We start from the raw sequence: 15,014 nt of genomic DNA, 5'->3' as shown, positions 1-15,014 counted from the left end.
GCGACAATCCCGCGAGGCGGGCTCCGCGTCTCGAGATCATCACTCTAAGGCTGCTGTCTGATATCAACCTGACAGCGCGCTTGCGCCGCGATCAATTGACGTCATCTGTTTCCGCGCGTGCAGACCGGCCGCCCTGAGGCGAGGTGATACGCTCGCTTTCGCGTGGCTCGAGGATCGCGCGGGCTTCCTTGCGACGACCGACCAATGTCAGGGAAACGCCAAGATTGTTGCGGGCAACGGCGTTGTCCGGATCGATGGTCAGCGCGTGGCGGTAACTTGCCTGTGCTTCGTCGCGGCGCCCGAGTTGATCCAGCGCGAGACCGCGGCCATTCAACGCGCGGACATTGTCGGGCGCGTCGGCGAGCACCGTCTCGAACCCCGCCAGCGCATCGTCCGACTGTCGCCGCGCGAGCAGTACCTGTGCCGCGCCCACGTGTGCATCCACATTGTTCGGCGCCAACGCCAGCGCCTCGCGGAATGCGGCGTCCGCACCGTCAATGTCATTGCGCTTGATCAGCAGGCGGCCGAGTTCGATCCGTGGCGCCGGATCGGACGGCGCCCGCGCCGCGAGCTGACGATAGAGAATGACCGGGTCGACCGCATCGCCGCCATTTTGCGCGGTCGCTTTGGCGAGACGATTCAGTGCGGCGGAATCGAGGTCTTTGACGTCGGCAAGCGGCGGGCGGACCTCCGGCTGCAACGGCAGCGCGGCCTGATCGGTCAGCATACAGCCCGATGCCGGCAGCGCCAGGACGAATATCGCCGCCACCGGCCACGCGGACCGGCAACGTTCAAACACGTGGCGACAGCTCTCCTGCTTCATGGTCAAGAGTCCCGGCTTTCCTCACGCTGCGCTGAGCACGTCCTGCCCAGGTCTTGCCGGTTTGCGCGCCGGCAGGTCCTGGCGCTGGCTGTTCAGACTGATGGAGCCGACCGGCTGCACCATGAAATCACCGGCGAGATCCTGGTAGGAGAGAGCCGCGAGATCGAGGCCATTGCGCACGATGTAGCCGCGGACATAGCGGCGCACATCCATCGACGAGAGAATGACAGGCTTGACCTCGCTTGCGGCTGCGTCCGCGGCCACTTTCCGGAACTGCGACAGCAATTGCTCGCCGCTGCGCTCGTCAAGCACGAGATAGGGACCGACGGCGGTATCCCGGATCGCGCCGCGCACCACGTCTTCCGCCTCGCGCTCGAGCACATAGGCCATGACCACCCGATGCGCGTTGGCATGGCTGTAGCAGATCTGCCGCTTGAGCGCCGCGCGAACATACTCGGTGAGCAGAACGACGTTGCTCTCCTTCTCGCCCCATTCGGCGAGGGCTTCGAGCACCAGACGCGCGTTGTTGACGCACACGCCCTCGTCGACGAGACGGCGCAGCACGTCGGCGATGCGCGGCACCGGAACCGTCCTGAGGGTCTCCTTCACCAGATCCGCGTATCCGGATTCGATGCGCGCCAGCAGCGCGCGCGTTTCCTGGATGCCGATGAAACGTGAGGCGTAGCGGGCGACGATGTCGCGCAGCTTGACGGCGATCACCTCTTCGACGGCCCGGCATCCGATCCCTGCATCGCGCAAGGCCTGCGCATGTGCCACGTCTACCCAGGCCATGCGCCGGCTGTCCTGCTCGCGCTCGAACGGCAGGTTCAACAGCTCCAGGTTGGCGAGATCATCGACCACAAGAAGCTCGTCCACGCGCGCCTCGCACTCTTCCACCGGAACACCTTCGATGTCGATGCGATAGCGGGCCCCTGTCAGCGAATCGTCCCGCGCGACCACCGCCTCGGGGATGAGAATGCCGAGCCGCGCGCATAATTGAGTACGCAGGCGATCGATATGAGCGGCAAGCTGGCTTTCATCCAGCCTCTCGGCGAGCGCCGGCGCCAGTTTCAGCGTGATCGCCGACACCTCCGACGGCACGGCGGCGCGGCGGATGCCGGCGACCTGCGACGACGGCGAAGCGGCTGCGGCCGGCGATGCCCGTTCGCTCTCGTGCGAGGCGTCCCGCCTCACCAGGCTCGCCGCACCGAAGATGAGCGCGAGCACGACGAAGACCAGCGTGGGAAAGCCCGGAATCAGGCCGATCCCGAGCAGGACGACGGCCGACAGTCGCAGCGCCCGCGAGCTCGCGCCGAGCTGCCCGACGATATCGCGCCCGAGATTGACCTGCTTGTCTCCCGTCACCCGCGTCACCACCGTGCCGGCGGTCAGCGAAAGCAAGAGCGCCGGAATCTGCGAGATCAGTGCATCGCCGATCGTCAGCAGCGAATATTCGTGGACGGCCGCGCTGAATGACAGCCCGCGCGACAGCGTGCCGATCGAGATGCCGCCGAGCAGGTTGACCACGATCACGACCAGCCCGGCGATGGCGTCGCCCTTCACAAACTTCATGGCGCCGTCCATGGCGCCATAGAGCTGGCTTTCGCTCTCTAAGGAGGCGCGCCGGCGCCGCGCTTCGGCCTGGTCGATATCGCCGTTGCGCATCTCGGCATCGATCGCCATCTGCTTACCCGGCAGCGCGTCGAGGGTGAAGCGGGCCGCGACTTCGGCCACGCGTTCAGCGCCCTTGGCGATGACGATGAACTGCACTAGCGTGACGATCAGAAAAACCACGAGGCCAACGACCACATTGCCGCCGATCACGAACTCGCCGAAGGTGCGAATGATGTCTCCGGCTTCCGCCTGCGACAGGATCAGTCGCGTGGTAGTGATGGCGAGCGCCAGTCGGAACACGGTCGAGATCAGGATGATGCCGGGCAGCGACGAGAAATCGAGCGGCGTCAGGATGTAGAGCGCCACCATCAGCATCAGGACCGCAAAGCCGAGATTGAAGCCGATGAAGAGATCGACCAGCCACAACGGCATCGGCAAAATCATCATCGCGATGGCGAGGAGCAGGACCGCCGCGACCATCAGATCGGGAGTGCCCGGCAGGCGAAGCAGCAGCGCGCGCAATTGAGCCGTCACGATGCGTCTCCTTCTGCCTGCCGACGTGCGGCGGTGAAGGCCCGGAAACATTCCCGCGCCTCGCCGAGGTGGCCGGTCAAGCGCAGCGCGTGGCTGCGCATCAGGAGCAGCGGCGCACGCGCATTGGCGCTTCCGTCGAGTTCCTGAAGCCGCTCGATGACGCGGATTGCCTCAAGGCCGTCTTCGGCTGCGATCAGCGCGTAGGCCAGCACGCGCAGGAAGCCGATGTCGTTCTCGACGTCCCGTTCGACGAGGCGGAGCAGCGCGAGGGCACGGTCAGGCTGGCCACAAGCGAGATAGATGTAGGAAAGCGTACAGAGCAGATCGCGTTGCGGCCCGGCGATGAGCGGAACGGTGACCTCTGCGGCAGAACTGGCAGGCCGAACCGAAGGTGGAAGCTCCTGCAGCAACGACGACACCGGTCAGCCCTCGATGAGGCTGTTGCGGCCCTGGCGCAGCAACGCCAGGTCGCGCAGCTCGCGATGAATGGCGACGGCGCCTTCATGCAAGATCCTGTCCGCCGGCAGGCGGTCCAATTCGAAGGACAGGTGCTCCAGGATGGCACGATTCCGCTCCGCGTGCAGGACATCCGGATGGCGCAAGCGCGGCATGACGAAGCGAAACAAGGCCTCCGCCAGATTTTGTCCTTCAAAGCCTGCAAGCCCACGACGCTGCTCCACCGCGCCGATCGCGCCGCGCGCCTCGCCGAGATGGGCGCGCGTGACCGGATCGACATCGGATGCCGCAAGCGCAGCCTCAATCGCGGCATCGAGTTCAATGCCCTCATCAGCAGCAGCCGCGGCATGCCCGCTGACCCCGCGCCGATCGGCATTGAGGCTGGTGACACTGAGCTCGGTCGCGATATCGCGGCGTATCTCGGTCGAGGACGGAGCGACGTCCCTGCCCTGCGGCGGGGCGCTCTGGCGGTTCAACAGCCGTTGCGGCACCTTGACCATCGCTCCACCGTCAGTACCGAACTGCCACCAGCCGTCCGTCGCGCTTCAGCACGACCCGTTCGGCCTCGATGTGCTGGATCGTCCAGCCATCGTCGAGGATCGCGCCTTCCAGGTATTTCTGGCCACGAATGACCAGGTGCGATTGCGCCCCCCGCCAAACAGCCTCGATGGCGAGCGATGACGGCAGCTTCTCCGCCTTGACTGCAACACCATTCACCAGCAGCACTTCTCCCTTGAAGCGCTGGTCGAACCATTGCTGCACGTTCTGCCACTGTCCAACGACACCCGGTTCGACCGAGCCTCGCGCCATCACGACGCCGCTGCCGGCCTCGACCGTGACGTTGAGGAGCCCCACCTTCTCGACCTCCCGCGTCAACTCTTCCGCCGCATCCTTGATGGCGCCGGCCGGCTGCGCGCTCAGTTGCGCGGCGCGTTCCGGCCGCGCCGATCCGCCGGATGGCGCCGCGCTCATCGGCGGGTGCAGGCTGAGATCGATGAAACTGCCGGCCGAACCGGTTGCGACCGCGGCAAGATTGGATGCGATCGCCGCAACGATCACCACGGCCACGCTGAGCACGGCAGCCGAACGCAACCGTCCGCCGGAAAGAAGACGCAGGTCGCGTGCGGCGGCGAGTGCCGTATTGGATTTGCTGGCCGCCCTGGTCCACGACATCACCACGCCCGCGATCGAAAGCTCGAAAGGCAGCGTCACCGTGACGGGATGCCCGACCTTCAAGGCGCCATAGCCTGCAAGCGAAACGCCGTCCGCCAGCGCTTCGACGCGCGCTTTGTCGTCGTCGATGATCACGATGGCATGGCGCGGAGCCAGATTTTCCCCGATGAGCACCACATCGGCTTCGACGACGCCGCCGATCACATAGGTGCCGGCCGGCAAGCCCTGCGAGGTCCCGGCATAGAGCCCGGCCCCGATCGCGAGAACGTAATCGTTCGTCAGAGCCAATGCCGCGGTCCTTCCCGACTGAAAATCTTACGCCACAAGCGGAAAGGCGCGCGTCGAAACGCGCGCCTTCCTGCTGGATTACTGCACGCGCTCGTCAGCAACCTTCTTGTCGGAGCTAAGCACGGTCGAAAGCTTGCGCAGCTCGATGCTCTTGGCCTGCGCCTCTTCGCTCACGCGCTTCAGTTCGGCAAGCTGTGACTGGAAATTGCCGCTGTCGCCAGCGCCGCCGGCCCCGCCAGCTCCCGCAGCTCCGCCCAGGGCATTGGTGACGCCGCCAAGAATATCGCCCATGTCGCTCTCCTATGTTTTGCTTCGATGTCGGTTGGATTGATCCAGATCGCGGGCCTCCGCCGCGGGCCGGAGATTGAAGGGCCTCTCTGGCCCCTGGTCGGGATTGGGCTCCGCCCAACTCCCGATGTCAGGCGAAATCCTCCTCGGTATCCGCCATGGCTTCGTCGAACTCGCCCATCGCATCGTTCGCGATCTGCATCGCGAAACTCTGCAGCGCCGCCTGAAAGGCTTGCGCCTGCTGCTGATTGCCGCCGCCATCGATCGCATTGCCGATAGCACCGCCGACAGCGGCGCCAACCGGTCCTCCGAACATGGCGCCGGCGATGTTGCCGATCGCTCCGAACATCTCACGTCGCTCCATTAGCTGCACGTTCCAGATCGTGAACCGATATGTAAGCGGCCTAGCTTTCGAAAACCTGACGGCTAGCAATAACGAGCCGGATCCCGGTCAGAACGGATGCAGGGAAGCCGGCACCGGCGAATGCGAGGAGCGGCCCGGATCATCGTCGCCACGCGGCTGACGCGAAGCCTCTATCCGCGGATCGGGACCGATCACCTGCTCCAATCGACCGTTGCGCCAGATGCTCACCTGCGTTCCGCGGAAAACATTCAGAACGTTTTCCTTAGCCGGCGCTGGAACACCGGGCTTCGGCTTTGCCTGTTCCTCGGCGATCAATCCCGCAAGCGTCTGCTCAGTGAGCGCAATAAAGCGCGGCGGCCCAGAGACCAGTACGAGCCCATTGCCGGGCGCCGGCACAACCGCAAAGCGGTCGTCGGCGACCTTCAAGGCGTCGAGCGCGATCTTGAACTGATCGAATCCGATTGGGGCAAGCACCAACAGCCGGCTCTGCGATTCCTTGACCGCGCTGATGTAGAGGACCTGACCATCGTAGTACCATTCGAAATTGAACATCGCGGCCAGTCGATCGAGAAAGGCTCGTGGACGCAATTCCGGCAAGCGCCCCTGGATACGGCCGCGCACTTCCGGACTGACGTTGACCTTGATGCCGAGGTTGGTGCCGAATTCCTGCAAGGCCGCCGGCAGATCCTGATCCACCACGGTATAGCTATAAGAAGTGTCGGGCAGCGTCAGTGGCGCGGCGCCTGCGCTCGCAGCAACCAGGAAAGCGAGGCCGAACAGGACTATTCCAGTGTGCGCTGACATTCCTCGCCTGGAGGCGGCATTGGGCTCAGTGATCATCAACTGATTTCTCGAAGTATTTCCAATCCGCCGACCTTAGTCCGACATTGCGACAGACTTCGGTCAGCGCCATGCACCGATCTCGTCACCTTGCCGTCAGGTGGCGTTCCTATGGTCCGCCGGCCCTGCGGCGATCGATCGGGCAAGAGCGGAGGCAAGATGACGGTCGGAGCGATCTCTTCCGGTGCCGCGATCAACTGTATCGGAACCGGTGGAGTCATGGATAGCGGTCAACCGCAAACCATGACGCCGACAGCGGCCCAAGGCCAGGAATTTGCCCGGTCCTATGCCGCGGCGCGGGAAGCTGCTGCGCCATCTGCCGCGGCGGTTCCCCCTGCAGAACCACAGCGCGAGATCAGCCGCCCCACGACGCGCAACGATTCGCTCGGCGAGCGCATTCTTGACCGCTTGGAAGCGATCCATCGCAACGACAAGCTCGGCAATGCCGATGTAAAGAAGGCGCCCTCCGCTCCCCTGCTCAAGGTCGCCTCCGCCGAGCCTGGGCCCGCTGCGAGCGCGCTGCGCGAGGTCCCCAGCGGTGCCCCGGATCTGACAGCCAAGGACACACGCACCGGCCAGTTCAGCCACATGCTCGAGCAACTACAGAAGACTTACGGACAGGTGATTCAAGTGTCCGTCGTGTCCAAGAGCAGCGGCAGCTTCACCTCTTCGATGAACCGGCTGATGTCATCGAGCTGAAGGTTTGCAACAAAGATGGCATCTCCATCCAATCTTCGCGATCGAACCAGCGCGGTATGCCGAAAGCGTGCCGCGCTCATGGCCTGTCTGCTGGCGACGGCGCTCGGCGGCTGCAAGGCCGATCTCTATACGAAATTGCAGGAGCGCGAAGCCAACGAAATGGTCGCGCTGCTTCTCGGCAACGGCTTCGATGCCGGGCGCACGCAATCCAAGGACGGCACCAGCACTGTCATCGTCGAGCAGAAGCAGTTCGCCCAGGCCGTCGAGCTGCTCAAGGCCAACGGCTATCCGCGCCAGACCTTCACCAACATGGGCGAAGTGTTCAAAGGCGGCGGCCTGATCGCTTCGCCGACCGAAGAACGCGCGCGTTACGTCTATGCGTTGAGTGAGGAGCTGTCGAAGACGATTTCCGATATCGACGGCGTGCTGTCGGCGCGCATCCATGTCGTGCTGCCGAAGAACGATCTGTTGCGGCAGGATGCGACGCCCTCCTCGGCCTCCGTCTTCATCCGCTACGATACACGCGCGCCGGTGAAGGCGCTGTTGCAGCAGATCAAGATGCTGGTGGCCAACAGCATCGAAGGGCTTTCCTACGAGAAAGTCTCGGTTGTGCTCGTTCCGGTCGAACGCAATGAGGTGCAGCCGGTGATTACGACCGCTGCAACCGGTGCCACCGCGGCCGGCCCGATGCTCGAGACAGTGCAATGGGCGGCGGCGATGTTCGGCGGCCTCCTCATCGGCGCAGGCGGCGTCTACTGGTTCAGCCGCCGCCGGTCGGCTGCAGCCCAGTCGAACCCCGCGCAAGTGCAGCCTGTACACGCAACCGTGGAGCGTCTTCCGCCGGGGAGTTTCCAAACCGGCGTCCAGTCTTCCAATCAGCCAAAACTGCCGCGGGGCACGCCGCGTCAGGCTGCTTGATGACGCCGACCCATGTCCAGGACGGGGATTGGTGCCAGCCCACAGACCACGACGACGAACGCGTTGTCGTTCCTGCATCCGTCGCGCATCGCGGCAGCCCTTGATCAGCGCCTCACCGCCGAGACTATTCGCAAGCTGCAGAATTGTCGCCGGCTGGAGCAACGACTGGCTGCGCAGATGAAGCCTGGTCTCGTAGCACAAGACCTGTGGCCGATCCCCGCGTCTGCTGACTTTCTCGCTTGCCCCGCGAATCCCCAAGCCGTGGCGAGACTTGCGGGCGCGATCTGGCATGCAGCCTCGCTGCGCCTCGTGGTGACCGGGAAAGCGGCTGCTGAACTTGTCGCGACGATTGGCGAGAAGGCCTTTGCCTTTGGGCTCCGTCACGCCGCAGCGTCAGTTGGCCCGGCGCAGGCGATCGGGCCGTCCGAACTTGCCCACGCGATCGACCGCGATGGCCTCGCTTGTCTTGGCGCATGGCTTGCGGGCGAGGCCAAACCGCGCCGTGACGCGGTGCTGCTCAGATTGTCGCCGGAGGACACCGAGCAAGCACGCCAATTCAGCCCCGAGCACATGACCGCCTGCCAGTCGGTGATGACGATCGTGATGGCAGAGGGAGAGACTAGCTGATGCCTGTCGAACAGACAGAGGCCCCCACTGCTCCGCGATTGCGGCCGCTCGATCCGCTGGTGCGGCAGGAAGAATTCAATATCTGGGGCGAAGCGCAGGCGGCCCTCGACGCCGCCGAACGCCACCACGCGCACATGCGCGACTGGACGCGTGCGATCTACCGGCGCGAGCGCCAGCGCGGCAGGGAAGAAGGACTTGCGATCGGACGCGAGGAGGCCGCCCAGCTCATCGCGACGACATCCGCGCGCGCCAATTCCTATCTGCGGCGCCTCGAACAGGATGTTCCGAACCTTGTTCTCGATGTGATCGAAAATCTGCTCGGCCGCTTCGATCCCGGCGATCTCCTGGCACACGCCGTACGCCATGCGCTGACCAAGCTGCAGGCGGGCGGCGAGATGCGCCTGCGCGTCGCGCCCGAACAGTCCACGCGTCTGCGCGCAGCGCTGGCCGAGCTCGGCGACCACGGCGGAGCGGCCATGGTCGAGATCGAGGTCGACCCGACGCTCGCGCTCGGTCAATGCGTGCTGTGGAGCGAGTTCGGCAATATCGAGCTCGGCCTCGAAGCGCAACTCTCCGCCCTGCGCAAGGGCCTGCTCGCGCAGCACGAAAACGGCGAAGCCGGCAACGAGGCATCACGATGATGGACGTGATGGCACCTCCTGCAACAGCGTCGCCCGACGAGGAGGCGCCGGAGCGACGTCTGGACAACACGCTGTCGCACATCCGCGAGCGCATCAGGGAGACGGAAACCCGCCCGTTGCGCGGGCGCGTGACGCGCGCGGTCGGCACCATGATCCATGCCGTCGTGCCCGACGTGCGGATCGGCGAATTGTGCCGCCTGCGCAATCCTCACACCGGGTGGATGCGCGACGCAGAAGTCGTCGGCCTCGATGGCGGCCACGCTCTGTTGACGCCGATCGGCGATCTTGCCGGGCTATCGGCGCGGACGGAAGTGATCCCGACCGGACGCGTGATGGAGGCGCCGGTGGGCGACGCCTTGCTCGGGCGCGTGATCGACAGCGCCGGCCATCCGCTCGACGGCAAGGGGCCGATCCATACGGACGCCGCTCGTCCGTTGCACGGACCGGCGCCGAGCCCTCTCACCCGGTCGCTGGTCCATCGCCCGCTGGTGCTCGGCCTGCGTGCCATCGACGGGGTCCTGACCTGCGGCGAAGGGCAGCGCATGGGCATCTATGGCGAGCCGGGCGGCGGCAAGTCGACCCTGCTTGCGCAGATCGTGCGCGGTGCAGAGGCCGACGTCGCGGTCATCGCCCTGATCGGCGAGCGCGGCCGCGAGGTGCGCGAATTGGTCGAAGTTCAACTCGGCGAGGACGGCATGCGCTGCGCCGTGCTCGTCGTGTCGACGTCCGATCGCTCGGCGATGGAGCGGGTGAAAGCCGCCTATGTGGCGACCGCGATCGCCGAGCATTTCCGCGACGGCGGCAAGCGCGTGCTGCTGGTGATGGACAGCATCACGCGGTTTGCACGCGCGCTGCGCGAGATCGGGCTTGCCGCTGGCGAACCGCCGACCCGGCGAGGCTTTCCGCCGTCCGTCTTCGCGCAATTGCCGAGCCTGATGGAGCGAGCCGGCCCCGGCGCCACCGGCTCGATCACCGCGTTCTACACGGTGCTAGTCGAAGGCGATGGCAACGGCGATCCGATCGCGGAAGAGACCCGCGGCATCCTCGACGGCCACGTGATCCTATCGCGCCAGTTGGCGAGCGCCGGCCATTATCCGGCGATCGATATCCTGGCGAGCCGCAGCCGAGTCATGAGCGCGGTCACCCACCCCGCGCACCAGCGTGCCGCTGCGCGCCTGCGCGAGCTGTTGTCCCGCTACACGGAGATCGAGTTCCTGCTGCAGGTCGGCGAATACAAGAGCGGTGCCGATCCGGTCGCCGACGAAGCGGTGGCGAAGATCAACGAAATACGAAGCTTCCTGCGCCAATCGAGCACCGAGCGCATCGGCATCCAGGAGACGTTGGCATGGCTGACGCGGCTGGCGGGGTGAATCTCTTGCAGGTGGCAGCTCTCGCGCGGCTGCGGCGGGAACGCGAGCGGCGTGCGCTGCAGGAACTGGCTGCGCTTCGTCAACGCGAAGCCGAGACGGAGCTCGCGCGCGACGCGGCCGATCGAAATCTCGAATCTGAAAAGCACGGGCAGCGCGCCGGTGAGGATCACATCTATCGCTCGCTGCCGGAGGCGGGGCCGCTGCAGCGCGCCGGCCTCGAGCGCCACCGCGAAGCTATCGGCAGATTGGGCGTGCGGGTCGACGAGGCTGCCCATCGCCTGGACGCCGCAGCCGCCTCTCTGCTCGAAGCCAGCAAGGCGGTGGAAGCGGGACGGGCGCGCCTGACCGTGCAAACGCGCGACAGGCGCAAATGGGAGCAGATCGAAACCCGCGCGCAAACCGCCGATATCGTGCGCTTGCAGATGGAGCATGAGCGCGAGAGCGAAGACGACGTCGAACTCCGATACGGACGGTTGCGATGAATGTCCGCTACCAAGACGTGCCGGCGGCGCACCCAGTGCAGGTGGTGATCGGCTACGAACCGCGGATATGGCTGACGCGCGCGCAGCTCTCGTCGCTGAACAGGGTAGCGACGCGGCGGCTTCCTTTCGTCACCGAACTTGCCGGAAAGCCGCTTGCGATCGCCGCGATCGGCCTCGAGCAGACGGTTCCGGATTCCGAGCCGTCATGTCATTTCGGCCTGGGATCCGCGCAGGTGCGCCCCATTTTGTCGCTGCCGGAGTCGCTTGTCGAACGCCTCATCAGCAGCATCCAGGATGGCCTCGGCCTGCCCGACGAACCGCTGCGCAGCCTCATGGTCGAGCTTGCGCTTGCCGGCCTGCTAGATGCCCTCGATGCAGAGGTCACCATGCCAAGCCGGCTCGAGCCGGCGGGCCCACCAGGTTGGGATTTCAACCGCGTGGCGCTTGCTATCCAATGGGGCGACTGGCGCGGCCACGCCTGTCTGCATCTGCCGCGCTCGGACGACGGCGCGTCGCTCGCCGCCGTTGCCGACCTGCTCGGCCGGATGCCCCAGGCACCGGCTGCAATGGACCAGCTTCCGCTCTCTTTGGCGTTTGAGATCGGCGCAAGCCGCCTGGAAATCGCACTGCTCTCCAATTGGAGGCCGGGCGACGTTGTCCTGCTGCAAACCTACTATCCCGCCAGCGGGAAAGTTCTTGTCGCACTCGGCCATACCGCGGCCGACGCCGCACTGGCGGGCCGCGCCGCAACCCTGCGTGGCCAATTCGGCCCCCACCCCGCGCTTGCAATGGAGATGAGCATGAACAAGGCCGATGGCGGCAAAGCTTCGTCGGCGGATGCCAACGCGACGCTCGACCAGATCGAGGTGACGCTGACCTTCGAGTTTGGACGACGCACGGTCGATCTGCGCACCCTGCGCGCGATGGTGCCCGGATACGTCTTCGATCTCGGCCGCGATCCCGCGGGGCCTGTCGATATCCTCGCCAATGGAAAGACGATCGGCGGCGGCGAGATCGTGCGTATCGGCGATACGATCGGAGTACGCGCGACGCGGCTCTTCCTTCATGACTGATCTTCAGCCAGGTATCCTCGCCCTCATCGCGGTCTCGGTCGGGCTCGGCCTTTTGGCCTTCGTTGTGGTCACAACCACCGCCTTCATGAAGATTTCGGTGGTGCTGTTCCTGGTGCGCAACGCGCTCGGCGCGCAGCAGGTGCCGCCGACCATCGTTATCTACGGCGCCGCACTGATCCTCACCGTTTTCATCAGTGCTCCCGTGATCGAGCAGATTTCACAGCGTCTGAATGATCCACAGTTGCAATACCGAAGCTTCGACGACTTCAAGACCGCGTTCATCCGCGGCCAGGAGCCCTTGCGCGACCATCTCAACCGTTTCACCAGCGTCCAGGAGCGGCAGTTCTTCCTGTCCGCGACCGAGCGGGTCTGGCCGGAGCACATGCGCCAGCGCACCAACATCGACGATCTCAGCATCCTCGTCCCCGCGTTTCTTATCTCCGAATTGAAGCGCGCCTTCGAGATCGGCTTCCTGCTCTATCTGCCGTTCATCACCATCGATCTTGTCGTCACCACGATCCTGATGGCGATGGGCATGTCGATGGTGTCACCGACGGTGATCTCGGTTCCCTTCAAGCTGTTCCTGTTCATTGCCATCGATGGCTGGTCCCGCCTGATGCACGGGTTGGTGCTCAGCTACGGCCAGAGTTGAGCCCAAAGGAGGCGGACTTGGGGGAGGCAAGCATCCTGACCCACATGAGCACGTCGCTCATGCTGTTTCTCACGCTGGTGGTGCCGCCGCTCGGCGCGGCGCTGGTGGTCGGTGTCGTGATCGGCATCATCCAGGCTGCGACCCAGATCCAGGACCAAACCTTGCCGCTGATGGTGAAGCTTCTGGTCATCGTCGCGGTGCTTGGCCTGCTGTCGCCGGTCCTGGCGGGACCATTGATCGAACACGCCAAGCAGCTCTTCACGGATTTCCCGGCGCTCACCGCCTCCGGCTAGCCGACATGGATCCAGGGCTCCTCCTGCTGCCGGAGCTGCACCGGCTGATCGTCGACCTCATTGGCATGCTGCCGGACCTGGCGCTGGCAACGACGCGCGCAGTCGGGATCGTCCTCATCCTGCCGGTGTTCAGCCGGATCAGTTTCGGCGGCCTGCTCCGCACCGCGCTGACGCTGGCGCTCGCTGCCCCGATCGTCGGCTACGCCACGGACAGCCTCGCCGATCTCCAGCGCCCGATGCGGACCATCCAGCTTTGCTTGATCGCGCTGAAGGAGCTCTTCGTCGGCGTAACGATCGGCTTCATGATGAGCATCCCGTTCTGGGCGATCCAGATCGTCGGCGAGATCATCGACGTGCAGCGCGGCGTCTCCAGCGAGGTGGCGCCGGTGGATCCGTCGAGCCGCTCGCCGGCATCCGCGATGGGGCTTTTCCTCAGCCTCTGCGGGATTGCCTTGTTCGTCGCCGCAGACGGCCTGCAAACCGTCGTCGACATGCTCTATCGCAGCTACGCGATCTGGCCATTGCGCAGTTACATACCGCAGATCGACACCAACAGCGCGCTCGCGTCATTGGCCTTGCTCGATCGCCTGATGCGATTTGGCCTCTTGGTCGGAGGGCCGGCAGTCATCTTTCTGCTCCTGATCGACATCAGCGTCCTCCTGGTCGGGCGCTTTGCGCCGCAATTCAAACCGTTCGATCTTGCACCGGCCATCAAGAATGTCGGCTTCGCCCTGTTCATCGCAGTCTACGCGACCTTCTTGTTCGACTACATGCGGGCGGAGATCGCGACGGTCCCGAGCGTCATCCAGTTGCTCGAGGGCTTCGTGAAATGAGCGGGGAAACCAGCGAGGAGAAAACCCTTCCGCCCTCCTCCAAGAAGTTGGAGGATGCACGCAAGAAGGGGCAGATCGCGCACAGCTCCGATCTGGTCAGCGCGGCCGGCGGCGTCGCCGCCATCCTCTATCTTTGGATCTGGTCGGAGACCATCGTCGAGGACTGGCGCCAGGCACTGACCTTCGCGAGCCAAGTCGAGGCCGGAGATTTCTATACCGGCCTGCGCCAACTTGCGTCCGTGCTGCTGGTGGCAAGTTTCCGCACGATCGCCCCGCTTCTCGGCCTGGTGGTGGGAGCGAGCCTGGTCGCCAATGTTGCCGTCAACCGTGGCGTGCTGTTTTCACTCGAGCCGATCAAGCCGAAGCTGCAAAACATCAACCCCTTCAGCGGCCTTGCGCGAATGTTCGGACTGAGGGGCTGGATCGAGCTTGCCAAGACGCTGGTCAAGACGTCTGCGCTGACCGCCGTGTTCCTGCTGGTGATGCTCGGCACCTGGAAGACACTCGTGCTCTTGCCGGCTTGCGGCATGGGCTGTTTCGGCTTCGTGGTGGGTATGGAGACGAAGCTCCTGCTCGCGATCGCCGGAGGCTGCTTCCTTGCCGCCGCGATCGCCGACCTGTTCATCCAGCGTTGGCTGTTCCTGCGCGAAATGCGCATGACGCCATCAGAGGCAAAACGCGAAATGCAGGAGCTGGAGGGCAATCCGCACATACGTAGCGCCCATCAGCGCCTGCGACGGGAGAGCGCCAGCGAGCCGCGGCTTGGCGTGAAGCAGGCAACACTCATCATTCGCGGCCGAAGCGCCGTCGTCGGCCTGCGCTATGTCGCGGGCGAGACCGGCGTTCCGGTCGTCGTCTGCCGCGGATCGGGCCCAGCGGCTGACCGCATCCTTACTGAGGCAAGAGATCTTGCCAAACTCATTGTCGAGGATCCCGAGCTTGCCAGGCTGTTGATGCGCCGCGCCAGGCTTGGCGCCGCCATTCCCTCCCGGCTCTTCAATCGGGTCGCCAAAGTGATCTTTGCCGCGGGCTTGGCGGGCTGAGCT

At 64.9% G+C, this 15,014-nt stretch carries 19 protein-coding genes; 11 read left to right on the top strand and 8 right to left on the bottom strand.

Annotation, left to right across the window (positions count from 1 at the left end; translation table 11 throughout):
• Positions 1 to 91: 91 nt before the first annotated feature.
• From OZ411_RS03830 to OZ411_RS03795, 8 genes are all read right to left on the bottom strand, one after another.
• Positions 92 to 823, bottom strand: coding sequence for a tetratricopeptide repeat protein (locus OZ411_RS03830; RefSeq protein ID WP_282526917.1), 732 nt, complete (start codon positions 821 to 823; stop codon positions 92 to 94).
• A gap of 21 nt (positions 824 to 844) precedes the next feature.
• Positions 845 to 2,971, bottom strand: coding sequence for a type III secretion system export apparatus subunit SctV (gene sctV, locus OZ411_RS03825; protein ID WP_282526882.1), 2,127 nt, complete (start codon positions 2,969 to 2,971; stop codon positions 845 to 847).
• A complete protein-coding gene (locus OZ411_RS03820; protein WP_282526881.1) occupies positions 2,968 to 3,390 on the bottom strand; it encodes a histidine kinase in 423 nt (140 codons plus the stop codon). The genes sctV and OZ411_RS03820 overlap by 4 nt, the downstream gene beginning before the upstream one ends.
• A gap of 3 nt (positions 3,391 to 3,393) precedes the next feature.
• Positions 3,394 to 3,927 (bottom strand): hypothetical protein, encoded by a 534-nt coding sequence (locus OZ411_RS03815; RefSeq protein WP_282526880.1) that lies wholly within the window; start codon positions 3,925 to 3,927, stop codon positions 3,394 to 3,396.
• A gap of 10 nt (positions 3,928 to 3,937) precedes the next feature.
• Positions 3,938 to 4,888 (bottom strand): hypothetical protein, encoded by a 951-nt coding sequence (locus tag OZ411_RS03810; RefSeq protein ID WP_282526879.1) that lies wholly within the window; start codon positions 4,886 to 4,888, stop codon positions 3,938 to 3,940.
• Between the two features lie 78 nt (positions 4,889 to 4,966).
• Positions 4,967 to 5,179: a hypothetical protein gene (locus OZ411_RS03805; RefSeq protein WP_282526878.1), complete on the bottom strand. Its 213-nt coding sequence runs from the start codon at positions 5,177 to 5,179 to the stop codon at positions 4,967 to 4,969.
• Positions 5,180 to 5,306: 127 nt separating this feature from the next.
• Positions 5,307 to 5,525, bottom strand: a complete 219-nt coding sequence (locus OZ411_RS03800; protein WP_282526877.1) for a hypothetical protein — start codon at positions 5,523 to 5,525, stop codon at positions 5,307 to 5,309.
• Positions 5,526 to 5,627: 102 nt separating this feature from the next.
• The gene (locus tag OZ411_RS03795; RefSeq protein ID WP_282526876.1) at positions 5,628 to 6,344 is read right to left on the bottom strand and encodes a nodulation protein NolW; all 717 of its coding nucleotides are present in this window, start codon (positions 6,342 to 6,344) and stop codon (positions 5,628 to 5,630) included.
• A 195-nt stretch (positions 6,345 to 6,539) separates the two neighbouring features.
• Here OZ411_RS03795 and OZ411_RS03790 point away from each other — a divergent pair, with 195 nt between their 5' ends.
• From OZ411_RS03790 to OZ411_RS03740, 11 genes are all read left to right on the top strand, one after another.
• On the top strand, positions 6,540 to 7,079 hold the full coding sequence (locus OZ411_RS03790) for a nodulation protein NolB (RefSeq protein ID WP_282526875.1): 540 nt from the start codon (positions 6,540 to 6,542) through the stop codon (positions 7,077 to 7,079).
• Between the two features lie 78 nt (positions 7,080 to 7,157).
• Positions 7,158 to 7,997: a type III secretion inner membrane ring lipoprotein SctJ gene (gene sctJ, locus OZ411_RS03785; RefSeq protein WP_282526874.1), complete on the top strand. Its 840-nt coding sequence runs from the start codon at positions 7,158 to 7,160 to the stop codon at positions 7,995 to 7,997.
• 12 nt (positions 7,998 to 8,009) lie between these two features.
• Positions 8,010 to 8,624 carry a nodulation protein NolU gene (locus tag OZ411_RS03780; protein ID WP_282526873.1) on the top strand — a complete coding sequence of 205 codons (615 nt, stop codon included), beginning with the start codon at positions 8,010 to 8,012 and terminating at the stop codon, positions 8,622 to 8,624.
• Positions 8,624 to 9,265, top strand: a complete 642-nt coding sequence (sctL, locus tag OZ411_RS03775) for a type III secretion system stator protein SctL (protein ID WP_282526872.1) — start codon at positions 8,624 to 8,626, stop codon at positions 9,263 to 9,265. Before OZ411_RS03780 ends, sctL begins: the two co-directional genes overlap by 1 nt.
• 8 nt (positions 9,266 to 9,273) lie before the next feature.
• The gene (sctN, locus tag OZ411_RS03770) at positions 9,274 to 10,635 is read left to right on the top strand and encodes a type III secretion system ATPase SctN (protein WP_282526871.1); all 1,362 of its coding nucleotides are present in this window, start codon (positions 9,274 to 9,276) and stop codon (positions 10,633 to 10,635) included.
• Positions 10,611 to 11,117, top strand: a complete 507-nt coding sequence (locus tag OZ411_RS03765) for a hypothetical protein (RefSeq protein WP_282526870.1) — start codon at positions 10,611 to 10,613, stop codon at positions 11,115 to 11,117. The genes sctN and OZ411_RS03765 overlap by 25 nt, the downstream gene beginning before the upstream one ends.
• On the top strand, positions 11,114 to 12,190 hold the full coding sequence (gene sctQ, locus OZ411_RS03760) for a type III secretion system cytoplasmic ring protein SctQ (protein ID WP_282526869.1): 1,077 nt from the start codon (positions 11,114 to 11,116) through the stop codon (positions 12,188 to 12,190). Before OZ411_RS03765 ends, sctQ begins: the two co-directional genes overlap by 4 nt.
• Complete coding sequence (sctR, locus tag OZ411_RS03755) at positions 12,183 to 12,842, top strand: type III secretion system export apparatus subunit SctR (RefSeq protein WP_282526868.1); 660 nt, start codon at positions 12,183 to 12,185, stop codon at positions 12,840 to 12,842. Before sctQ ends, sctR begins: the two co-directional genes overlap by 8 nt.
• A gap of 17 nt (positions 12,843 to 12,859) precedes the next feature.
• Complete coding sequence (locus OZ411_RS03750) at positions 12,860 to 13,135, top strand: flagellar biosynthetic protein FliQ (protein WP_282526867.1); 276 nt, start codon at positions 12,860 to 12,862, stop codon at positions 13,133 to 13,135.
• Between the two features lie 5 nt (positions 13,136 to 13,140).
• Positions 13,141 to 13,968, top strand: a complete 828-nt coding sequence (sctT, locus tag OZ411_RS03745; RefSeq protein ID WP_282526866.1) for a type III secretion system export apparatus subunit SctT — start codon at positions 13,141 to 13,143, stop codon at positions 13,966 to 13,968.
• Positions 13,965 to 15,011, top strand: coding sequence for an EscU/YscU/HrcU family type III secretion system export apparatus switch protein (locus tag OZ411_RS03740; protein WP_282526865.1), 1,047 nt, complete (start codon positions 13,965 to 13,967; stop codon positions 15,009 to 15,011). The genes sctT and OZ411_RS03740 overlap by 4 nt, the downstream gene beginning before the upstream one ends.
• Positions 15,012 to 15,014 lie beyond the last annotated feature (3 nt).

The organism is Bradyrhizobium sp. Arg237L, from assembly GCF_029990105.1.
Taxonomy (GTDB): domain Bacteria; phylum Pseudomonadota; class Alphaproteobacteria; order Rhizobiales; family Xanthobacteraceae; genus Bradyrhizobium.
The sequence above is the reverse complement of the archived record's forward strand: the minus strand, read 5'-3'. Positions and strand labels throughout refer to the sequence as shown.